The 21,915-nt window shown below is 63.4% G+C and carries 15 protein-coding genes; 6 read left to right on the forward strand and 9 right to left on the reverse strand.

The features are described 5' to 3' along the window. Positions 1–16 precede the first annotated feature (16 nt). Both BX592_RS11735 and BX592_RS11740 read right to left on the reverse strand, forming a co-directional pair. Entirely contained in the window at positions 17–1,219 is a 1,203-nt protein-coding gene (locus BX592_RS11735) for a fumarylacetoacetate hydrolase family protein (protein ID WP_134191938.1), read from the reverse strand. Between the two features lie 92 nt (positions 1,220–1,311). Continuing rightward, on the reverse strand, positions 1,312–2,544 hold the full coding sequence (locus tag BX592_RS11740; protein WP_134191939.1) for a phytanoyl-CoA dioxygenase family protein: 1,233 nt from the start codon (positions 2,542–2,544) through the stop codon (positions 1,312–1,314). 698 nt (positions 2,545–3,242) lie between these two features. Between BX592_RS11740 and BX592_RS11745 the strand changes: the two genes are divergently transcribed. The 3 genes from BX592_RS11745 to BX592_RS11755 all read left to right on the forward strand — a co-directional run bounded on the left by BX592_RS11745 (position 3,243) and on the right by BX592_RS11755 (position 6,400). Then, positions 3,243–4,637: an FAD-binding oxidoreductase gene (locus tag BX592_RS11745; RefSeq protein WP_134191940.1), complete on the forward strand. Its 1,395-nt coding sequence runs from the start codon at positions 3,243–3,245 to the stop codon at positions 4,635–4,637. Positions 4,638–4,710: 73 nt separating this feature from the next. Then, on the forward strand, positions 4,711–5,559 hold the full coding sequence (locus BX592_RS11750) for a DMT family transporter (protein ID WP_134192014.1): 849 nt from the start codon (positions 4,711–4,713) through the stop codon (positions 5,557–5,559). Between the two features lie 112 nt (positions 5,560–5,671). Then, entirely contained in the window at positions 5,672–6,400 is a 729-nt protein-coding gene (locus BX592_RS11755; protein ID WP_134191941.1) for a YceH family protein, read from the forward strand. 118 nt (positions 6,401–6,518) lie between these two features. Here the strand turns inward: BX592_RS11755 and yjfF are convergent, their stop codons facing one another. From yjfF to BX592_RS11775, 4 genes are all read right to left on the reverse strand, one after another. Continuing rightward, entirely contained in the window at positions 6,519–7,640 is a 1,122-nt protein-coding gene (yjfF, locus tag BX592_RS11760; RefSeq protein ID WP_134192015.1) for a galactofuranose ABC transporter, permease protein YjfF, read from the reverse strand. Positions 7,641–7,645: 5 nt separating this feature from the next. Continuing rightward, positions 7,646–8,683, reverse strand: a complete 1,038-nt coding sequence (locus tag BX592_RS11765; protein WP_134191942.1) for an ABC transporter permease — start codon at positions 8,681–8,683, stop codon at positions 7,646–7,648. Next, on the reverse strand, positions 8,680–10,194 hold the full coding sequence (locus BX592_RS11770; RefSeq protein WP_134191943.1) for a sugar ABC transporter ATP-binding protein: 1,515 nt from the start codon (positions 10,192–10,194) through the stop codon (positions 8,680–8,682). Before BX592_RS11770 ends, BX592_RS11765 begins: the two co-directional genes overlap by 4 nt. 87 nt (positions 10,195–10,281) lie before the next feature. Continuing rightward, on the reverse strand, positions 10,282–11,250 hold the full coding sequence (locus BX592_RS11775) for an ABC transporter substrate-binding protein (RefSeq protein ID WP_134191944.1): 969 nt from the start codon (positions 11,248–11,250) through the stop codon (positions 10,282–10,284). A gap of 735 nt (positions 11,251–11,985) precedes the next feature. On the opposite strand from BX592_RS11775, the gene BX592_RS11780 reads away from it, so the two are divergent. Continuing rightward, a complete protein-coding gene (locus BX592_RS11780) occupies positions 11,986–13,686 on the forward strand; it encodes an acid phosphatase (RefSeq protein ID WP_134191945.1) in 1,701 nt (566 codons plus the stop codon). A gap of 57 nt (positions 13,687–13,743) precedes the next feature. Here BX592_RS11780 and BX592_RS11785 read toward each other — a convergent pair whose 3' ends face one another. Further along, complete coding sequence (locus tag BX592_RS11785) at positions 13,744–16,938, reverse strand: EAL domain-containing protein (RefSeq protein ID WP_134191946.1); 3,195 nt, start codon at positions 16,936–16,938, stop codon at positions 13,744–13,746. Between the two features lie 457 nt (positions 16,939–17,395). Beyond that, complete coding sequence (locus BX592_RS11790) at positions 17,396–18,289, reverse strand: LysR family transcriptional regulator (RefSeq protein ID WP_134191947.1); 894 nt, start codon at positions 18,287–18,289, stop codon at positions 17,396–17,398. A gap of 265 nt (positions 18,290–18,554) precedes the next feature. Here BX592_RS11790 and ampC point away from each other — a divergent pair, with 265 nt between their 5' ends. Together ampC and BX592_RS11800 are read left to right on the forward strand one after the other, a co-directional pair. After that, a complete protein-coding gene (gene ampC, locus BX592_RS11795; RefSeq protein ID WP_134191948.1) occupies positions 18,555–19,739 on the forward strand; it encodes a class C beta-lactamase in 1,185 nt (394 codons plus the stop codon). After that, positions 19,736–20,155, forward strand: a complete 420-nt coding sequence (locus BX592_RS11800) for a cupin domain-containing protein (RefSeq protein ID WP_243849478.1) — start codon at positions 19,736–19,738, stop codon at positions 20,153–20,155. Before ampC ends, BX592_RS11800 begins: the two co-directional genes overlap by 4 nt. A 10-nt stretch (positions 20,156–20,165) precedes the next feature. Here the strand turns inward: BX592_RS11800 and BX592_RS11805 are convergent, their stop codons facing one another. Then, positions 20,166–21,704 (reverse strand): hypothetical protein, encoded by a 1,539-nt coding sequence (locus BX592_RS11805; protein WP_134191949.1) that lies wholly within the window; start codon positions 21,702–21,704, stop codon positions 20,166–20,168. Positions 21,705–21,915: the final 211 nt, after the last annotated feature.

Consider the following 21,915-nt stretch of genomic DNA (forward strand, 5'->3'; position numbering starts at 1 on the left):
CGCACCCGTCGTTCGCTCAGCGCGCGCGAGGCAACCCGCGCTCAGCCAGACTGCGATAAAGCGCGCGCACCCCGAACGTCCACGGCTCGATCTCGGTACATAGCCGCACCGTATTAACCAACGCCCCAAGCTTCGGCGTCGAGATCGTCACGACATCGCCCAGATGGTGCGTAAACCCGCCGCCGGGCGCATCGCGGTCCTTGATCGGCGAGAACATCGTGCCGAGAAACAGCATAAAGCCGTCCGGATACTGATGATGCTTGCCGCAAGTCTGCGCGACGAGATCCGCCGGATCGCGACTGATCTCGGTCATATGGCTGACGCCATCGAGTTCGAATGCATCGTCGGCGCCATCGACGCGCAGCGACACGCTCGCATCGCGAATCGTATCGAGCGTAAAGCGTTCATCGAACAATCGCACGAACGGCCCGATCGCGCACGAACCGTTGTTGTCCTTGCACTTGCCGAGCAGCAACGCAGAGCGCCCTTCGATATCGCGAAGATTGACATCGTTGCCAAGCGTCGCGCCGACGATACGCCCCGCACTGTTGACGGCCAGCACGATTTCCGGCTCCGGGTTGTTCCAGACCGACCCGGGCAACAGCCCGATGTCGGCGCCGAAGCCGACCGACGACATCGGCTGCGACTTCGAAAACACCTCGGCATCCGGCCCGATACCGACCTCCATATACTGGGACCACGCACCGCGGCGCTCCAGTTCGGCTTTCAGACGCATCGCCGCATCCGAGCCGGGTTCGATCTTCGACAGGTCGGTGCCGATCAACGCGGTGATCGTCGCGCGCACTTCCTGTGCTTTCGATGGATCGCCGCCCGCCTGCTCTTCGATGACGCGTTCGAGCAGGCTAACCGCGAACGTGACGCCGCATGCCTTGATTGCCTGCACGTCGCACGGCGCAAGCAGGCGTGGCGCGCCAGCATCGTTGCGCGCCGCCAACCCTGCTTTGATCAGCGCGCTCACCGGGCCAAGCGGCACACCCGGTGCGTGGCGCGCGACCTCGACCGCATCGTCGCGGTCGAACAGATCCGCGGTCGTCGGGGCGGACTGCGTGATGTCGAATACATCGCCGCCGCGCACGGCGACCACACACGGGCCTTCATGTTTACCTTCATGTGTGTCGTCACGCCGCCATACGCGGCCGACCAGCAATGCATGATCCAGATCGTCGGGCAGACAGGCTGATGCGGAGATCGTTTGCATGAGTGTGTTGAGTTGCGCTGGAAAGGAGCCTTATCGTAGAGCGCTGCCGCGCCAAAGTCCAACCAGATGTCGTCACATGCCCGGCGTACCGTCTAGCGTCTCGCGGCTTCGACTGCGCCGGTCTCGCGCCGCCACGCATGTTGACGCAGCGCAGCGATAAATTTCTGCGCGGGCCACGCTTCGGCCAACGCTTCCTTCAGCAACGTCTGCTGGCTTGGCGGCGCAAGACCGCCGAGCGGCGGATCACGATCGAGATTAGTCGGGAACGGATACCCTTCCGCGCAGCTTGCAATCACCGCGTCGAGCTGCGCCGCTTTGAGCCGCGCGTGTGCAACGCAATCGCACAACGCCGGGTAGAGCGCCTCGCACATCGCGGATCGATCGACCGACTCCATCGCGCGCCCGTAAGCGGACGAAATCTGCAGCAGGTTCGCCATGCGCGCGACATCCGCCGTGCGATTCTCGCCTGCCGCATGAAACAGCGCTGGATTGAAGAACAGCGCATCGCCCTTCGCAAGCGGCAACTGCACGCAGTGTGCTTCGAAGTAGCGGCGGAAATCGTCGCGCCGCCACGCGACATAGCCCGGCGCGTAGCGCTGCGAATACGGCAACAACTTCGTCGGCCCGCTTTCGACCGGCATGTCGACGTGCGCGATCGCCCCTTGCAGCGTGAGAAACGGCGACATCGTATGCACGTGCGCGGGATAGCGCTGGGCTTCAGCGACTGTCTGAAAGCCCAGGTGATAATCGCGGTGCGCCTGCTGCGCAGCGCCGCCGGGCCGCACGACGTTGATTTGCGACGTCATCTGGTAATGCGGGCCGAGCCATGCATCCGCGGCAGCCGCGACGAACCCGTTCGCGTAGTAGCGCGCGAACAGTTCCGGCGCACGCAGACACAGCTTTTCCAGTGCGTTCCAGATGCGATCGTTCGCGCCCGCCTTCGCGAAGTGGTCGCCACCCGCCCCGCCCTGCGCGCGCTCTTCGCGGATCACGTCTTCAAAAAGCGCGGTCGCTTCGTCGATCGGCACGGTATCGTCATACGCATGTCGCAGCACCATCACGCCCGCGCCTTCGCGCAATACATGCACCCATTCCGCCTGCAACTGCGCTCGCGCGGCGGAGTTTTCCAGTGCGTCGCGTAGTGCGTCGCAGTCATAGAGCGGAATGCCGTGTGGCGTCGAAGCGGCGAGTTGCGTCTGCTGCGCGTAAGTGCCGGCTGCAATCTGCCCGGCGAAGTCCGCGACCGAACAGTGGTCTTCGCGATAGCTATCGTGCCGCGTCGTGGGCGGCTGTGCCGCGGGCGCGTACCTGTCGTCTCCTCGCATTTTTTCTCCTCATGTGCGTAGCGAGCATATCGCCAATCCGCGCGTGCGCGCCAGTGCACGAGTGCAAGCAACCCCGTGCGACCGCATCGCGAACTCGACACGGCCCTTTAGGTACGCGCCTTGCAACTACGACTTCAAGCGCCTGCGTTCATGAAGCGATCTCGCGCTTCGGCAGTCGCACAGGGAGAAGAAAATGCCTTATCTGATCGGGTGGATGCTGGGCGTGCCGCTTATCGTGCTGGTGATTCTTTATCTGATCTTTCATTGAAGCGCATTGGCCATGAAGACGATCGCCGGCGCGGCGACTCAGCTCGCGCCGCGATCGAACGCGCGGTACGCCGCTTGAAAAGCGGGTCCGCCATCACGCATGCCACGGGCGCTTACCATCTGAACAAACAGGCTCCGTCAGCGCGCCACAGACGCGTCATCGCGCGTTTCGCTGCGCGTGCCGTGCGTCGTATTTCCGAAGCATTCCATCGGTCGCATGGCGGATGAAAGATTCGCAGCGCGCATCCATCGTGCCCGGAGGACCGTGCATCGTGCATTTGCGCGATTTCCGCGGTATCGACATCGGGTTTACGTTAGTTTGTGTTCGGTAACACCGACCGTTTACTGGGTTGAAAACGTTAAGGCTTCCAAAATGGGACCGCCCTGATTGAGGAAGACTTTCAATGGCCCATTGAGCGTGGAGGTGTGCAATGCCGAATTTGTCGAAAGATGCAATTGATGCGCTGCGAGCCGCGTCGCGCGGACAGGTGTTCGTGCCGGAGGATGCCGGCTATCACGACGCACGTGCGATCTGGAACGCGATGATCGACCGGCGCCCCGCCGTGATCGTCCGCTGCGCGGGTGTCGCCGATGTGCGCCGCGCGGTGAATTTCGCGCGCGAGCAGAAACTGACGCTCGCGATGCGCGGCGGCGGCCACAACATCGCCGGCACCGCGTTATGCGACGACGGGCTGGTCATCGATCTTTCGGCGATGAAATCCGCGCGCGTCGATTCATCCGCGCGCCGTGCGTATGTCGAGCCCGGCTGCACGCTGCGCGACCTCGATCATGAAACGCAGGCGTTCGGTCTCGCGGTGCCGCTCGGCATCAATTCGACGACCGGCGTCGCGGGCCTGACGGTCGGCGGCGGATTCGGCTGGCTAAGCCGTCGTTTCGGCATGACCGTGGACAATCTGCTATCCGCCGATATCGTCACCGGCGACGGCGAACTCCTGCACTGCAGCGACAGCGAACACGAAGACCTGTTCTGGGCGATACGCGGCGGTGGCGGCAATTTCGGCGTGGTCACGATGTTCGAGTACCAGTTGCATCCGGTCGGGCCGGAAGTGTATGGCGGACTTGTCGTGCTGCCGCTCGACCAGGCCAGGGAAGCACTAGGCAAATATCGCAATGCGGTCGACTCGATGCCCGATGAACTGACCGTCTGGAGTGTCGCGCGGCTTGCACCGCCGCTGCCGTTCCTGCCGGCCGACGTGCACGGCAAACCGATGATTGCGTTTGCGATCTGCTATACCGGCCCACTCGAAGACGGTCCGCGCGCAGTCGAAGCGATACGTCAGTTCGGCACGCCGTACGGCGAGCATCTCGGGCCGATGCCGTACACCGCATGGCAGCAGGCCTTCGATCCGCTGCTTACGCCGGGCGAGCGCAACTACTGGAAATCGCACAATCTGTCCGCGCTGCAGGATGGTCTGATCGATGCGCTGCTCGACGCGCTCGCTACGTTGCCGTCGCCGCAGTGCGAGATCTTTTTCGGGCAGGTCGGCGGCGCGACGTCGCGTGTCGCGGTCGACGCGACCGCGTACGCGGGCCGCGACGCGAAATACGTGATGAATGTGCATGGCCGCTGGAGCGACGCAGCCGACGACGCACGCTGCGTCGCGTGGGCCCGTCAGTTCTTCGAGACCACGAAGCCGTTCGCGCTCGACACCGCGTACGTGAACTTCCTGACGCAGGAAGAAGGCGAGCGGATCGGCGCCGCATACGGTCCGAACTATGAACGTCTGGTGGCCGTTAAAGACCGCTACGATCCGCACAACCTGTTCAGCACGAACCAGAACATCAAACCTTCTTCGCCGGCTTAAGCCGTTGACCGCGCCGCAAGGTCATCACGCACAGCGGCCGGCCGCAGCGGGCGCGCCGGCCGCCGGCGCGCCGCTGTCGCGTTCGCGGCTCGCCGCGCTCACCACGCTTGCGTTGATCGCGTTTGCCGGCAACTCGCTGCTGTGCCGGCTCGCGTTAAAGACCACCGCGATCGACCCTGCCACATTCACGTCGGTGCGCATCGTCGCGGCCGCGGCGATGCTCTGGCTGATCCAGCACGGCCGCGGCGGTGCGCTTCGCGGCGGCGCCGGTGACTGGTACGCTGCGTTCGCGCTAATCGTCTATGCAGCGGCTTTCTCGTTTGCGTACGTCGGGTTGCCCGCCGGCACGGGTGCGTTGCTGCTGTTCGGCGCGGTGCAGGCGTCGATGATCGGCTACGCACTGTGGAGCGGCGAGCGGCTGCATCCGCGCCAGTGGCTTGGCATGATGCTGGCGCTTGCGGGGCTCGTCGGTCTCGTGCTGCCGGGCGTCGCGGCGCCTGCGCCGCTGTCGTCGCTGCTGATGCTCGCAGCAGGCATCGCATGGGGCGCGTATTCGCTGCGCGGCAAGCGCGCCGCCGATCCCGCTGCGGCAACCGCCGGCAATTTTCTGCGGGCGGTGCCGTTCGCCGCTGCGCTTAGCGTGTCGATGCAAGCGCATCTGTCGGTCGATCGCGCAGGCGTGATCTACGCGCTGGTTTCCGGTGCGATCACGTCCGGGCTCGGCTATGTCATCTGGTATGCCGCGTTGAAAGAACTGAGGGCGTCGAGCGCGGCGACCGTGCAGCTCAGCGTGCCGCTGATCGCCGCGCTAGGCGGCATTGCGCTGCTGAACGAACCGTTGACGCCGCGGCTCGTGGCAAGCGCCACGGCCATTCTCGGCGGCATCGCGGTGGTGATCGTAGGCAAGGCGAAAGCCGCGTAGCGATTCGCGCGTCGCCAGCACGTAGAACCGACGGCGTGCGGTGGAATTTGAAGCGCAAGCGCATTTTGACGGACAATCGCGGTTGCCGATCCACCCCAAACTTTGAACACATATGAATTCCCCCGTCGACGATACGCCGCGTCCCGCGCTGCGCGAGCTGACTCCACTCGAGGCGCGCGTGCTCGGCGTCCTCTTCGAAAAACAGCACACGGTGCCGGACACGTATCCGCTGTCGCTGAACGCGCTGACACTCGGCTGCAATCAGAAGACGTCCCGCTCGCCCGTGATGAACGCCAGCGAATCCGACGTGCTGGGCGCGATCGAAGCGCTCAAACGGCTGAGTCTGGTATTCGAAGGCAGCAGCAGCCGTGTGCCGCGCTTCGAGCACAATCTCGAACGCGTGCTCGGTGTGCCGCGCCAGGCCGCCGCGCTGCTCACCGCGCTGTTGTTGCGCGGCGCTCAAACAGCGGCCGAGTTGCGCCTTGCGACGTCCCGACTGCATTCGTTTGCGGATACGTCGTCAGTCGAAGCGTTCCTCGACGAACTCGCCGCACGCGATACACCGCTCGCGGTAAAACTGCCTCGCACGCCGGGCGAGCGCGAGAGCCGCTGGATGCATCTGCTATGTGGCGAAGTACAGGTGGATGACGTCACGCCGCGCGGCGCAGGCGACGCGACCGCGCGCAACGCAACCGCCGGTGCAATGGACGACGAACTCGATGCGCTGAAGGCTGAATACCGCGCGCTCGCCGACAAGGTCGAGCGACTCGAGGCGCTGGTCGAAAAACTGGCTGCGGAACTAGGCATCGCCGTCGACAAACCGGCGCAGCAGCCGCAGTAATCCGCTGCTTTTATTCACTCGCTGCCCGCGCAATCATGCGGGCGCAGCGGCGGTCGCGAGCGGTAGCAGGCGTGAGAATCGCGAACGCGCAAGCGCGCGTTCGCTGGCCGGCCACCGTTCAGGTGCGCCGCGTGATCATCGCCGCGAGCCCGGGCTTGTCCTTCGCATCGGTCTGCGGCGTGCGCTCTTCATCGCGCGCTTTTTTCGTGTTCGCGTGCAGCCCGGTGCCGCTCGACTTGCGGCTTGCCGCATGCCGTTCGATCACGCGCTGCAGCAGGCAGAATGCGCACAGCAGCGCGCCGATCACAATGCGGGTCCACCACGAACTCAGCGTGCCGTCGAAGGTAATCAGCGTCTGGATCGTGCCGAGAATGCCGACGCCGAACAGCGATCCGAACACGTATCCGACCCCCCCCGTCAGCAGCGTGCCGCCGATCACCGTCGCAGCAATCGCATCGAGCTCCATCCCCTGCGCGGCGAGCCCGTAACCGGACAGCAGATACAGCGTGAACACGACACCGCCGAGCGCCGAGCAGAAACCGCTCAACGCATACACGCCGATTTTCGTGCGCGCGACCGGCAGGCCCATCAGCAACGCCGAACGCTCATTGCCGCCGATCGCATAGACATTGCGGCCAAACCGCGTGAAGTGCGCGATATAGATCGCGGCGATCAGCGCGACGATACCGATCAGCGCGCCCGAATTCAGCGAGCCGCCGCCGATCGGCACACTGAATTGCGCGACCGCATGAAAAGTCTTTTCGTTGATCGTGATCGACTGCGTGGTGATCAGGAAGCACGCACCGCGCGCGAGGAACATGCCGGCGAGCGTGATGATGAACGGCTGCAGCTTGAAGAAGTGAATCACCGCGCCCATTGCCGCGCCGAACAGCGTGCCCATGATCAGCACGAGCGGCACGATCGCCCAGATCGGCCAATGCCACCATTGCGCGGCAACCGAACACAGCACGGTGGTCAACGCGACCACCGAGCCGACCGACAGATCGATGCCGCCCGACACAATCACAAAGGTCATGCCAAGCGCGACGATCAACAGGAACGAATTGTCGACCAGCAGGCCGAGCAGCACCTGTAGCGAGAAGAAGCCCGTGTACATCACCGAGCCGAAGCCGAACAGCACGCAGAACAGCGCGATCGTCACGACGATCGGCAGCGTGCGCGGATCGAGCAGGCGCGTGATAAAGCTGGTCCGGGAGGCGCTTGTGCCTTCTGTCGTCATTTTTGTCATTTTGCCGCCTCGCTAGCGGGCTTTGCCTGCGTGAACGAAAACGCGCGCTTCAGTTGCCGGATGAGCAGCACGCGTGCGCGCTCCGATTGAATCATGCTCACCAGCAACACGACGATCGCCTTCACCACCAGAGTTGCCTCAGGCGGCACACCGATCGAATAGGTCGTATACGTCAGGGTCTGGATGATCAATGCGCCAAGCACCGTGCCGGCGAGGCTGAAGCGCCCGCCGTTTAACGACGTGCCGCCGAGCGTCACGGCCAGAATTGCGTCGAGTTCGAGCAGCAGACCCGCATTGTTGCCGTCGGCGCTACGCACGTTCGAACTCATCAGCACGCCGGCAATCGCCGCCGTCAGCCCCGAGAACACATAGACCGCGAACACGATCGCATTCGCGCGCAGGCCGACGAGGCGCGTCGCCACCGGGTTCACGCCGATCGCGCGAATAAAGAGCCCGAGTGCGGTGCGGCTCATCAGCAGCGCGGTCGCCACCGTTACCGCGACCGCGATCCATACGGCCGATGGCATGCGTGCGAAAAAGCCACCGCCCAGCGCCAGATAACCCGGCGCGCCGATCGGGATAATCTGCCCACCGGTCAGCAACTGCGCAACGCCGCGGCCGGCCACCATCAGAATCAACGTCGCGATAATCGGCTGCATCCCGATGAATGCGACCAGCAAACCATTCCACGCACCCGCGACGAGACCAACCGCGAGCGCGGCGCCAACCGCTAGCGTCACATTCGCCGGATTGTCGGCCAGAATGGTCGCCGCGGCGGCACCTGCAATCGCGACAACCGCGCCGACCGAAATATCGATGCCGCGTGTCGCGATTACGAGCGTCATGCCGAGCGACACGATCACCAGCGGCGCCGCACGGTTGAGGATGTCGATCGGCGCGCCGAACAGGTGGCCTTCGAACATCGAGATCGCCAGGAAATTCGCGCGGTGCGCGACGTCGAGCGCAATCAGCAACACCAGCGTGAGCAGCGGCCACGTCAACGTATGCTGGAACGCGGCTTTGATCGCCTTCATTGGTCACTCCCCGCAATCAGCTGATACACCTGATCTTCGGACACCGCGTTGCCCGCGATCTCCGCCACCTTGCGCCTGTCGCGCAATACCGCGATCCGGTGGCTCACGCGCACCACTTCGCTCACTTCGGATGAAATAAACAGCATGCCAAGACCTTTCGCGCACAACGCGAGCACGCGGTCCATGATCTCGAACTTCGCGGCGACGTCGATGCCGCGCGTCGGTTCGTCGAGAATCAGCATCTTCGGTTCGGTTGCGAGCCAGCGCGCGAGCAGCACTTTCTGCTGGTTGCCGCCGGACAGCAGGCCGATCGGCTGCTCCGCGTCGCGTGCCTTGATGCCCAGCATCTTGATGTATTCGTCGGCCATCTGACGCTGCTTCGCGCGGCCGATTGCGCGCCACCAGCCGCGTCGCGCCTGCAACGCGAACACGATGTTCTCGCGAATCGACAGGTCCGCAACGATGCCTTCCTTCTTACGGTCCTCCGGGCAATAGCCGATACCGTGGCGCACCGCGTCGTGTGGCGAGCGCATTTTCACGCGCTGGTTGCCGGCCATCATCGTGCCCGCGTCGGACTTTTCCGCGCCGAACAGCAGCTTCGCGGTTTCGGTGCGGCCCGAGCCGAGCAGGCCTGCGAGGCCGAGAATCTGTCCGGGCCGCACGTCGATATCGATCGGGTTCAACAGCCCGCGCCGGCCGACGCCGCGCATTTCGAACAGCGGCAGCGCTTCGGCGGCCGGCTTCGGCGGCTCGGTCGCGGCCTGCTTCAGGCGTTCGGACATGCGCGCGTGGCCGACCATCTTCGCGACCAGTTCGTCGACCGGCAGGTCCTTCGCAAGATATTCGCCTTCGCGCTCGCCGTTGCGCATCACCGTGATGCGGTCCGATACCGCGTACGTCTGCTCGAGAAAGTGTGTGACGAACAGAATCGCCATGCCTGCCTGCTTGAGCTTGCGCAACACGTCGAAGAGCTGCGCGACTTCGCCGTCATCGAGGCTCGAGGTCGGTTCGTCGAGAATCAGCACGCGCGCGTCCACCGACACCGCGCGCGCAATCGCGACCATCTGCTGGATCGCGATCGGATACGCGTCGAGCGAACGCGTGACATCGAGCGATACGTTCAGGTCGGCGAGCGCCGCTTCGGCCCGCGCGTGGATCGACTTCCAGTCGATCATGCCGCGTCGCTTCAGATGCCGCCCTGCAAAGATGTTTTCCGCAACCGACAGGTTCGGACACAGATTCACTTCCTGATACAGCGTGCGGATGCCGGCGGCCTCCGCTTCGAGCGGCGTGTCGAACTGCACATGTTCGCCCGCCAGACGGATCTCGCCCGCGTCGTGCGTGTGCACGCCGGTAAGCACATTGATCAGGGTCGACTTGCCCGCGCCGTTTTGTCCCATCAGCGTATGAATCTCACCCGGGAACAGACGGAAATCGACGCGCTGCAACGCGTTGACGCCCGGGAACGATTTGCTGATGCCGATAGTTTCGAGAATGGGGGAGTCGCTCATGAGCGTAGCGAAAAAGAAGCCGAAAAAAGTCAGGCGCCGCGCGCATCGATCGCGCCGGCGCCGGACCCACCTACTTCACACGCATGCTCAGTACTTGCGCTGCGGCAGCACCTGCGCGGCGACACTCATCGGGAACACCGTTTCCTCGGTGGTGATGCGCTTGGGCAATTGCTTGCCAGCCACGATGTCCTTCACCGCGGTCATCAGCTGCGGTCCGAGCAGCGGGCTGCATTCGACATCGACGTTGATCTTGCCCGCGATCATCGCTTCGAAGCCGCCCTTGGTCGCATCGAACGACACGACGCTGATGTCGGTGCCCGGCTTCAGGCCCGCTTCTTCCATCGCCTGAATCGCGCCGAGCGCCATATCGTCGTTATGCGCGTACACGACGTTGATCTGCTTGCCGTACGTCTTCGCGAACGCTTCCATCACCTGCTTGCCGCCGGCGAGCGTGAAGTCGCCGCTTTGCGACGCGATGATCTTGAACTTCGGATCGTTCTTGATCACTTCCATCAGGCCGGCGTGGCGGTCGTTAGCCGGCGCCGAGCCGACCGTGCCTTGCAGTTCGACGATATTGATCGGGCCTTTGTCGTTCTTGTAACGCTCTTCGAGCCAGCGGCCACCGCGGCGGCCTTCTTCGAGGAAGTCCGAACCGATCATCGTCACGTACAGCGACTTGTCCTTCACGTCGATATTACGGTCGGTCAGGATGACGGGAATTTTCGCGTTTTTCGCTTCGGTCAGCACCGGCTCCCAGCCGGATTCGACCACCGGCGAAAACGCGATCACGTCGACCTTCTGCGCGATATACGAGCGGATCGCCTTGATCTGGTTTTCCTGCTTCTGCTGCGCATCGGAAAACTTCAGGTTGATGCCGGCGTCTTTTGCGGCCGACTTGACCGACACCGTGTTGGCGGTACGCCATGCGCTTTCGGCGCCGACCTGCGCGAAACCAAGCGTGATTTTCTTGTCTTCAGCGTGGCCGTTGATAGCCGCGCCGAACAGCAACGCCGAGCCGATCAGCGCGCCGAGTGTCAGGCGTCTCGTGTGATTCATTTCCTGTCTCCGGATTTATATCGATTATTCTGGCGCCCTTACCGCAGGCGAGCGTCCTTACAGGCACGCGTCGGACGATGCCGGCGCCACCTTTCACAACACTGCACTACCGATCAAGCTGCCCAACTGGAAACGTACGACTCGCGCCGGCTCAGTGCGACTCCCCCGCTCGTGACGGAATATCGTGAACCCGGTCTATTAATAGCCAAACTATATCTATGCGCCGAGATGGCGGTGATTGGTGTTTTCCCCGAGCCTCACAGCACGGCCCGACCCTGCGATTCCCTCTGCATAGCCCACGCCAAGTCCGGTGTACAGTAGCCGTGGAAAACTGTCGGAGGATTTTTGTGCGAAGCGGTAAAGCGTCGATATTCAGCCGATATAGTCCTACTATTTAAGTATCTTATGCGGACGCTGAATGCAATTGCGATATGCGTCAACGCAATCGCAGGGGCGAAGCGCCCGGCGCACACCCCGTTGCGCGACATCAACGAACTGATCGCAGCCGGCATCCTGCGTCGCACCGAAGGCTGCGGACGCAGCACCGCGTACGAACTGGTCGACGCGTCGGGTGTGACGCCCGCGTGACAGCGCCGCGGCAGCGGCTTTATATACAAGCGGTTCGTTTTTCTTCTTCTTGCAACGAAGAAACGATGCGAGTATGCGGAGCGAGCCACGCGCATCGTCGCTCCCTCTCTCGCCTGTTTCGTCATCGCAGCGTCAAGGAGAACGCCAATGAACGACAACGACCCGCACTGCCCTGCCGATGCAAACCCCGCCACCGGCTCCGACCTGCCTGACGACCCCGAGCGCCGCCGCGTACTGACCGGCCTTGCGGCAGTCGGCGCGGGGCTGGTACTGGCCGGATGCCAGTCCGGCGGCCAGACGTCCACCAGCAACACGCCGAAAAGCGCCGCCGACTTGCACATCGACGCCGCGCTGCACGACCAGGTGAAGAACATCGTGGTGATCTACGCGGAGAACCGCAGCTTCGCGAACCTGTACGGCAATTTCCCCGGCTTGCAGCAACCGCTCGATTCGGTCCCACCCCAAGCGTACGTGCAGTTCGACCGCGACGGCACGACGCCACTGGCGCGACTGCCGGCAATTTGGGGCGGGCTCGTGCCGCAGGCGCAGGTGGTCGACGGCAAACGCTATGCGATCAGCGAGCGCGAGATTACGAACCTGCGCAACCAGCCTTTTCACCTGACCGACGCGCAAGGCGCGCCGCTGCCCAATGGCGTGATCACTCGCGATCTCGTGCATCGCTTCTATCAGAACCAGATGCAGATCAACGGCGGCCGCAACAACCAGTTCGCCGCATGGGGCGACTCGGGCGGCCTCGTGATGGGCCATTACCGCAGTTCGCCGGCGACGCTGAAAATCTGGGGCCTCGCGCAGCAATACACGCTGTGCGACAACTTCTTCATGGCGGCCTTCGGCGGCTCGTGGCTCAACCATATCTTTCTGATTTCCGCGCAGGCACCGTTCTATCCGGACGTCCACAACAGCCCCGCGAAGAACCAGGTGTCGGTGCTCGAAGGCGACGATCCGCTCGGCACGCGGCTCAAGACGGCGCCGAACTCGCCCGCATCCGCGCTCGACGGCCCGCCGAAGTATGTGCGCGACGGCCTGTTCACACCGGATGGCTACGCGGTCAACACGATGGCGCCGCCGTACCAGCCGAGCTTTATTCGTCCCGCGCCCGAAGGCAATCCGCTGTTCGCGAACCCGGCCGACCCGAAAGTGCTGCCGCCGCAGAACTACGCGACGATCGGCGACCGCCTGACCGATCGCGACGTCGAGTGGGCGTGGTACGCGGGCGCATGGCAATACGCGCTGGAGCATCAGGACACGGGCGCGGTGCCCGACTTCCAGTATCACCACCAGCCGTTCAACTACTTCGCGAACTACGCGCCGGGCACCGCGGCACGCACGCGGCATCTGCGCGATGCGGGCGTCGGCGACGACGCATCGACGAACCGGCTGATCGCCGATATCGACGCGGGCAAGCTGCCGCCGGTCGTGTTCTACAAGCCGCAAGGCAATCTGAACATGCACGCGGGCTACGCGGACGTCGAATCCGGCGACCGCCATATCGCGGCGGTGATCGACCATCTGCAGCGCGGGCCGCAATGGCGCAACACAGTGGTGATCGTAACGGTCGACGAAAACGGCGGCTGGTGGGACCCGGTCGCGCCGCCCAAAGGCGACCGCTGGGGTCCGGGTTCGCGCATTCCCGCGCTGGTCGTATCGCCGCTCGCGAAGAAGGGCTATGTCGACCACACGATCTACGACACGAACTCGATTCTGCGTTTCATCAGCCGCGTGCACGGGCTCGAGCCGCTGCCCGGCGTGGCCGCGCGCGACCGCGCATTCGCGCAAAACGGGCTTGCGCCGCTCGGCGATATGACCGGCACACTCGAGCTTGCCTGATTGACGCAAGGCCGCTGGCCGCGAGTGGCCGGCGGCTCGTGAATGAGCCGTGACCCACTAAGCCTCGACGACGCCCGGGCTGCGCTCGGTGCGCCGCTCGCGCATCCAGTCGTCGAGTTGCGCCGACGACAGCGGCCGCGCGATCCAGAATCCCTGCAACTCGTCGCAACCAATGCTTCTCAGCAGATTCGCCTCGCGTTCATTTTCGACGCCCTCCGCGACCACGCGCAAGCCGAGCATATGCCCCAGGCCCGCGATTGCCTCGACGATCGCGAGATCGGTCGGCTTGTCGAGCTTGTTATGCACGAAGGTGCGATCGATCTTCAGCCGGTCGAGCGGGAAGCGGTTCAGATAGCTGAGACTCGAATAACCGGTACCGAAGTCATCGAGCGAGATGCGCACCCCGAGCGCGCGAATCTCGCCGATCGTCGCGATGTTGTGCTGCGCGCCGTCCAGCAGCACCGATTCGGTTATCTCGAGTTCGAGGCGCTCCGGCGCGACGCCGTGTTTCGCGAGGCTGGCCTTCAGCGTATCGACGAGCGTGTCGTCGCGCAGTTGCACTGCCGACAGGTTGATCGACAGCGTGAGGCCGTCAAGCGGTCCATCGCGCCAGCTGGCCAGTTGCCGGCAAGCCTCGTCGATCACCCACGCGCCGATCGGCACGATCAGGCGCGTCTCTTCAGCGAGCGGAATGAACTGCGCGGGCGACATGCGGCCCAGTTCGGCGCTGTCCCAGCGCAGCAACGCCTCGACGGCGATCACGTCGCCGCTTTTCGTATCGATGCACGGCTGATACGCGAGCCACAACTCGTTGCGCTCGATCGCGGTACGCAGGCACGCCTCGAGCGCGAGCCGCATCCGGCTATGCTCGATCATGTCCGGCGAGAAGAACTTCGCGAGATTGCGCCCCGCTGCTTTCGCCTGATACATCGCGAGATCGGCGTTCTGCATCAGCGTATCGATATCGTGCCCGTCTTCCGGATACATCGCGATACCAACGCTGCACGATACCTGCATCGCAATGCCGTTCACATCGTGCGTCTCGCCGATCAGCGGAATCATCCGCTCTTCGATGGTCTGAGCGACGTCGGCCGCGCTCTGCGCGTGGTTCAGGATCACCGTGAACTCGTCGCCGCCCAGACGGCTCACGGTGTCGTCGTGCCGCACCGAGCGCACGAGGCGCGTGGCGACCGAGCGCAGCAGACCGTCGCCGATATGATGGCCAAGCGAATCGTTGATGTCCTTGAAGCGGTCGAGGTCGATAAACAGCACCGCGACTCGCCGGCCCGTGCGCTTCGCGGTATCGAGCGCGACCGCGAGACGTTTCTTGTAGAGCGCCCGGTTCGGCAGTTCGGTGAGAAAGTCGTGCTCGGCGAGAAACTGGATGCGCGCTTCGCTCTTCTTGCGATCGCTGATGTCGATCAACGTGCAGATGTAATGCGTGACCTGTCCCTCCGTGTCACGCACCACACTGACCATCAACCACGCCGGATAGTCGCCGCCCTGCCGGCGGCGCACCTGCGCTTCGCCGTTCCACGTGCTCGACCGCTCGACCCGGCGCGCCAGCATCGCAAAGCCGCCGTCGCCGGGCAGGCCGTCGACGATAAAGCCGGGCAGGCGGCCGACCACATCGTCGGACCGATAGCCGGTCGTTTTATAGAACGCCGCATTCGCAGTCAGCAGACGGCATGCGTCGTCGAGAATCAGGATCGACTCCGACGACGCCTCGAACACGCGCGCCCATAACTCGAGCCGCTGCTCCATCAGCTTGATCTGGTTGATCGGTGTGAACGCGGTCAGAATCGCGTCCTGGCCCTGGAAGCTCAGGCGCCGCGCGGACAGCATCGCCCATGTCGATTCGTCGGTCGCCTTCCAGTGCACCTCGAATTCGTCGACCGCCTCGCGATCGGACAGTTGCTGGAAAAAGCGCGCGCGCGTGCCTGAGTCGAGTCCGCGCGCCCATGGGTCGATCGCGCAGCCGTTCAGCCAGACCAGCGCGGGACGGTTCGCGTGCAGCACTTCGTGACCCGGCACCGCGGTCACGACCATCGGTACTGGCGTCGCCTCGACGAGCGCATGCTGCGCAGCCGACGCGCGCGCGGTCGCGGCCAGCTCCTTTTGCACGTCGCGCTCGCGATCGAGCTGCTCGAGCATCTCGTTGAAGCCGTTCACCAGCACGCCGATTTCATCCTGACTGTGCCAGCGCGCGCGTAACGAATGATCGCCGGTGCGGCGAACGGTATCCATCACACGCGCGAGCTGACGCAGCGGACGCGAGATCTGCTGCGCAACGGTGTACACCATCGTCAGAATGCCGAACAACAGGAACAGCGCGGTGCCCAGATGCAGCCACATGCGCGCGTATAGTGCGCGCACGCGCTGATGCAACAGATGATCGAGTTCGATGCCGGTCTGGTGCCACGTTTGGCCAACGTCGGCAATCACCCGCTGCTGCGCGGCATCCAGCGCGGCGAGCCGCGCCGCATCGGCGCCGCCGCTATTGACGATCGCGCGCGCCGTGCTCCGGTATTGCTCGACCGAACGGCTGATCTGTCCGATCGAGGGGCCGAGCGCGCTTTCGAGTTCGTGGTTCGCGGCGACCGCCTCCGCAAAGTCGGTGCGCAAGCCTTGCAGCACCGCATCGAGCTGACCCTCGCGTACCAGATAGCGCGTGCGCATCAGGTCGGCGCTCACCGGCTGCCGGTCGTCGTGCAGACCGCTGCCGATCTGGTTCATCGCGTCGAGCAGCGCCGGGTAGCGCAAGATCGACAGCGACATCGAATAGTAACTGTCGAGGTCCGGGTCGAGAATCAGGTTCGATTGATTGCCGATGCGCGTCACGAGTTCACGGGATGCGAGCAGCGCGTCGTTCACGTCGGCGGCGTTCGGCGTTTTGTCGCGCGACAGCATCGTCAGTGCATCGCGCACGCGCCGGTTCAGCGCATCGGTTTGCATCGCCGCGCCGAACTGCACTTGCGCATCGTCGAGCGCAACGACGGTATCGTGCAGCGCCTGTGCCGGCGGACGCGCGCCCGCCCCCACCGACGCAACCTTCACCAACGCGTCGCGCACGGTGCGCAAATAAGCGTTGCCAACGATCTCCTTGTTCGAGAAATCGATCGCGATGTATTTTTCGTGAATCAGAATGCCGCTGATATAAAGGACCGCGCTCAAATCCAGGAGATAGATCAGCAGCAGCTTCCGGCCGACGCGCAACCGCGCGAGCAAACGGAAGAAAAGATTGCGTTTCATCGAGTGCGGACCTTTGCGCCAATAAGAGTGGAAAACACCTTGCTGCTGCGCGTATTCCGCAGAAACGAAAGCCTAGGTGAATCTACTTATCAGCGCATCATAGGCGCACTTTCGGCGTGTTTTAGATATTCCCCAGCACGGTGCGCGTGCGCGCTAAACCGGCGCACGAGAAAACGTTTGCCGCAATAAGCTGGTGCTTCTCCGCTCATGGTGTGTCGATCGACGGAGCACGCTGCGCGTCGAGTTCCGCGAGGATCGCCGACGTATGTTCACCCACCGCGGGCACCGGTTTCATCACCGGTTCGACGCCCGAATCGAGCCACGTGCGAATCTTCGCGGCGAGATATTGACGCGATGCTCGGCGCCGCTCGGGACATTGAATACCCAGCGGTCGCCCAACGATGCAGGCATCAAGCGACAGACAACGTCGTTGACTGCGAATACGGGTGTATTCCCCTTATGCAAGATCCGGCACGTCCGTTGCGCCCTCATCGACTTCCTTTTTGATCCATTGGCTGAACGCGCGCATCGCGGCCGTCGCCGGCTTCGCTTTTTGCGAGGTCAGCCAGTAGCTGCCCGCATGCACGTCGATCTCGAACGGACGCACGAGGCGGCCCATCGCGAGATCGCGTTCGAACATCGACACCGGCACGAGCGCCACGCCCGCGCCTTGCATCGCGGCTTCCACCATCAGGCGCGATGAATCGAACACCGGCCCACGCACCGGACGCGGCGCCAGCCCCGCCGCGCCGAACCAGTTCGCCCAATCGTCGGCCCGGTACGAACGCAGTAGCGTTTCGTTCGCAAGATCGGCCGGCGCGTGCAGACGTTGCGCGATGTCCGGCGTGCACAGCACCGACAGCGGGGCGTCGAACAGCTTCAGTGCGCGCGAGCCCGGCCACGTGCCATCGCCGAAACGGATCGCGAAATCGAGGCCCTCGCCGGCCAGATCGACAAGATTGTTGTTCGTCATCAAACGGAGTTCGACGAACGGCTGTGCATCGCGAAACGACTTTAAGCGCGGCATCAGCCAGCCGACCGCAAAGGTCCCGACTGAACCCACCGTCAGCACCTCGTGCAAGTGACCGCCTTCGAACTGACGCAACACAGCTTCGATGCGATCAAACGCGTCGCTCAGCACCGGGCGCAGCGCAAGCCCTTCATCGGTAATTGCGAGGCCGCGCGGCAAGCGCTTGAAGAGCGTCGCGCCGAGCCGTTCTTCGAGCTGTCTGACCTGCTGGCTGACGGCCGCTTGCGTGACGTTCAGTTCAAGCGCGGCGCGCGTGAAGCTCAGATGCCGGGCCGATGATTCGAACGCTCGCAACGCGTTTAGCGGCAGGTAGGGTCGCATGATCGAGGTATAAGTTTTTCCTGGGCAACGGCCAATTTATCATCGTTTGCCAGCGCGCTGCGAAACCGCAATAGTGGCGGCACTTCAAGCAGGAGCAATAGTTTGCGGCGCATACGCGCGTCGAAGACCTGCCGTTGTGGGTTAGCTGAGGTTGCGGCTCACGTCTTCTGACCGCGAACACGGCGGCACCACATGCGGTTCGCTCAAAGCGTGACCCGTTCCTGTTCGACATCCAAAAACCTGATAGCTCGGGAGGGACTTCGACATGCAGTTCCGGCATTCAAAGACGCTGGCGGCGACAATCAGCATGCTCTACACGCTATGCATCGCGCCACTCGCCGCTCACGCACAAACCCCGGCGCGCGATCGCATCCAGCACGCAGTGGACGACGCGATACGCCCGATGATGGCGAAAGACCGGATTCCCGGCGTCGCGGTCGGCATCATCGTCGACGGCAAGCCCGCGGTGTACAACTTCGGTGTCGCGTCGACCCAAACACGCAAGCCGATCACGAACGACACGCTGTTCGAGCTCGGCTCGGTGACGAAAACCTTCACGGCAACGCTCGCCGCGTGGGCGCAAGTGAACGACCAGCTATCGCTGTCCGATAGCGTCGGCAAGCATTTGCCGTCGCTGCGCGGCAGTCCTTTCGGCAACGTGAGTCTGCTCAACCTCGGCACGCACACGCCCGGCGGACTTCCGTTGCAGGTACCCGACGAGATCACGACCGACGCGCAGTTGATGCGCTATTTCAAGGCCTGGCGTCCGGCCTATGCGCCCGGCACCCGGCGTACCTACAGCAATCCCGGCATCGGCACACTGGGGCTGATCACCGCAACGAGCATCGGGCAAGATTTCGATTCGCTGATCGACCAGCGCCTGTTTCCCGCGCTCGGCCTGAAAAGCAGCTTTATCGACATTCCGATGGACCGGGCGGCCGACTACGCGCAAGGCTATACAAAGAATGGCAAGCCGATTCGCATGGGCGGCGGCGTGCTCGCGTCCGAAGCGTACGGCGTCAAGTCGACGGCCGCCGATATGCTGCGCTTCGTCGAAGCCAACATGAAACTGATCACGCTTGAAGACCCGCGCCTGCAGCGCGCGATTACGGCTACGCACACCGGTTATTTCAGCGCGGGGCCGATGACGCAGGACCTGATCTGGGAGCAGTATCCGTATCCCGTCACATTGAAGTCTTTGCTTGAAGGCAACTCGCCGGCGATGGCGCTCGACGCGACGCCCGTCACGGCAATCGAGCCGCCGCTGCCGCCGTTAGACAACGTGTGGATCAACAAGACCGGGTCGACTAATGGCTTCGGCGCGTATGTCGCATTCGTTCCGGCCAGGCGCATCGGTATCGTGATTCTGGGCAACCGGAATTTCCCGATCGAAGACCGGGTCGCAGCGGCGTACCAGATTCTCTCGTCGCTCGACGGCGCGGCGCAATGAAAACGGCCCTCGCCATGATGATCTCGCGTTGTGCCGCCGCGTGTATCGTCGCAACCGCCGCGTGTGTGCCGCCCGCACATGCGGCCGGTCCAGCGTTTGCTGCGAAAGAGACTGTCGTTCTGCAAAGAGCAGCGGTGCCACAAACCGATCGGGAATTGGGAATGGGCATTGCCGAATTTCCACCGAACGCGGCCAAGCCGCGACACAAGGCGACGGGGCCCGAGCTCTGCTATGTGCTCGAGGGCGAAGTGTATGTGACGATCGAAGGACAGCAGACGCAGGTGTTTCATGCCGGCGACACGTTTCAGCTGCCCGCCAACGTCGTGCATCTGACGTCAGCGGGACCGTCCGGCGCGACAGTGCTCGCGGCGTGGGTTCACACGCCGGGTAAGGCGTTTAACGTGCCGGCACGATAGCCCTACACCTCTAGAACCCCCGGCGCTGACCGGACGACAACGACCAGTGATCCGGCTGTTCCTCGATGCGGATGCCAAGCGACTCGATCAACGAATCGAATGCCCCCGCGACAATCATTTGCAGCAGTTGACGCGAATTCATCATGCAACCGGGCTCAATCAGAATGCCCCGTTGCCCCCGGAAAATGATCACCGGTACGCGCGCCGCGACGCTGGTCGGCTGACCGCCGACGTCGACCGTTCTTCGGCCGGACAGGAACACATCGATATCCTCGCCGAGCACGTAAAAGCCCGACGCGACTGACACCCTTACTCTGGCGTCCCATCGCCGGTTCCGGGCCGGTAGATCCGGACCGGGGATCGCCGGGATGTATTGACCCAGCGCCGCCATGATCTGCGCGATTCGGTCGGCGACCTCGCGCCTGAAATTGGTCAACCGCAACTTCTGCCCGCCGCTCAATGCGAGCACGATATCGGAGAGCTCACCCGTCAGGTCGACGTCGCGGGTCACGCGGACGTTTTGCGGCGCATCCTGATGCGACGTGTGACGATGCAGCAGCAGACGAAGGCACAGGTTGTCGTACCGGCTCAACAGATAGCCGAGCCCCATCAGCAGACCGTTGGTGGATCCGCCGCCGACGACCGTTTCGGTGACGATCAGGTTGAGCGAACGGTGCGGCGCGCTCAGAAGCATCTGTTCGACCGTATGGACGAGCATCAGCACGTGCGAGGTCTTCTTGTCGAACTCCTTGAAAATATTGGAACTGCCGACGACGCGATGGTATTCCGAATGGATAGTCGCGAGTTGTCCGCTGGTCGGCTTCGGAATTCGCAGATGTGGAATCGGCCGTCCGCCGTAGCGGATCAATACCGCGCAAATCTGATCCGCGACATACGACCCGCCGCGTTCCAGACTGACGATCAGATCCGCGCCATCCGTTTCGGCTGCGAGCCGGCGGATCGCATCGCGATTCATTGAAATGAACGGGCTATAGACGAGCCCCTGCGTGCGGCGAAACTGCTTGTCCGAGCCTCGAATGACCGCTTGCGTGCGCAGCCGGCGATCCTTCGACGGGCTGTCCAGTTCCGATGACAGGTGCGAGAAGAACGCAGGCACGGACACGCGGCGGGTGTTATGACGCCCCGGCGAGTAAACCAGCCTTGGAACCGGCTTCATACTGACCAGCGACGGAGCATACGCGCGCATGCCGCTGACTGTCTTCAACGAATCATCGTAGGTGTGCGGAGAAATCGCTATTGCACGCACACCTGTGGAGAATCCCGGCGGCAGGCGGCCCAAACGTGACGCACAGGTCATCAGCGCATATGCGAACGTGCCGATCGCGCGCGGGTCCCGCGGATTCGGCAAAACGGCCGCTTCCGGTATCGCACGCAGTGCCTTCAGAAAACGCAGCAGCGCGCGCCACTCTTCGTCGCTGAGGTCGTCGAGCGTGCGGTGCCCGACCGAGGCCTGCATGCCGAGCAACCAGGTCTGCACATTCCGCGGCAAAGTCGCCACCAGTTTCGAGATCTTTTGTTCGCGTCCCATTCATCCCCCGGGCAGAGTGACATGCAACGCGGTCATCCGGCAGCCGTGTCAATCGTTGGCGTTCGATTACACCGTTGGCGTACCGAAGCGGTCAATCCCTGGAACCTGGTAACTGGACGCTTCCCGAGACTCCGATGATGTGAAGCCGCGGAACTGCAAAAAAACGGCCGGCTGCAATTGCGGCAGCCGGCCACCGACTTCACACTCATGC

It is taken from the genome of Paraburkholderia rhizosphaerae (genome assembly GCF_004366595.1).
GTDB classification, from domain to species: Bacteria; Pseudomonadota; Gammaproteobacteria; order Burkholderiales; family Burkholderiaceae; genus Paraburkholderia; species Paraburkholderia rhizosphaerae.

Excerpts from the sequence above, each read along its gene's own strand:
- BX592_RS11805 (WP_134191949.1), bottom strand. The coding sequence starts at position 21,704 with ATGGGACGCGAACAAAAGATCTCGAAACTGGTGGCGACTTTGCCGCGG.
- BX592_RS11765 (WP_134191942.1), bottom strand. The coding sequence starts at position 8,683 with ATGAAGGCGATCAAAGCCGCGTTCCAGCATACGTTGACGTGGCCGCTG.
- BX592_RS11780 (WP_134191945.1), top strand. The coding sequence starts at position 11,986 with ATGAACGACAACGACCCGCACTGCCCTGCCGATGCAAACCCCGCCACC.
- BX592_RS11755 (WP_134191941.1), top strand. The coding sequence starts at position 5,672 with ATGAATTCCCCCGTCGACGATACGCCGCGTCCCGCGCTGCGCGAGCTG.
- BX592_RS11775 (WP_134191944.1), bottom strand. The coding sequence starts at position 11,250 with ATGAATCACACGAGACGCCTGACACTCGGCGCGCTGATCGGCTCGGCG.
- ampC (WP_134191948.1), top strand. The coding sequence starts at position 18,555 with ATGCAGTTCCGGCATTCAAAGACGCTGGCGGCGACAATCAGCATGCTC.
- BX592_RS11770 (WP_134191943.1), bottom strand. The coding sequence starts at position 10,194 with ATGAGCGACTCCCCCATTCTCGAAACTATCGGCATCAGCAAATCGTTC.
- BX592_RS11790 (WP_134191947.1), bottom strand. The coding sequence starts at position 18,289 with ATGCGACCCTACCTGCCGCTAAACGCGTTGCGAGCGTTCGAATCATCG.
- BX592_RS11785 (WP_134191946.1), bottom strand. The coding sequence starts at position 16,938 with ATGAAACGCAATCTTTTCTTCCGTTTGCTCGCGCGGTTGCGCGTCGGC.
- BX592_RS11800 (WP_243849478.1), top strand. The coding sequence starts at position 19,736 with ATGAAAACGGCCCTCGCCATGATGATCTCGCGTTGTGCCGCCGCGTGT.
- BX592_RS11745 (WP_134191940.1), top strand. The coding sequence starts at position 3,243 with ATGCCGAATTTGTCGAAAGATGCAATTGATGCGCTGCGAGCCGCGTCG.
- BX592_RS11740 (WP_134191939.1), bottom strand. The coding sequence starts at position 2,544 with ATGCGAGGAGACGACAGGTACGCGCCCGCGGCACAGCCGCCCACGACG.
- BX592_RS11735 (WP_134191938.1), bottom strand. The coding sequence starts at position 1,219 with ATGCAAACGATCTCCGCATCAGCCTGTCTGCCCGACGATCTGGATCAT.
- yjfF (WP_134192015.1), bottom strand. The coding sequence starts at position 7,640 with ATGACGACAGAAGGCACAAGCGCCTCCCGGACCAGCTTTATCACGCGC.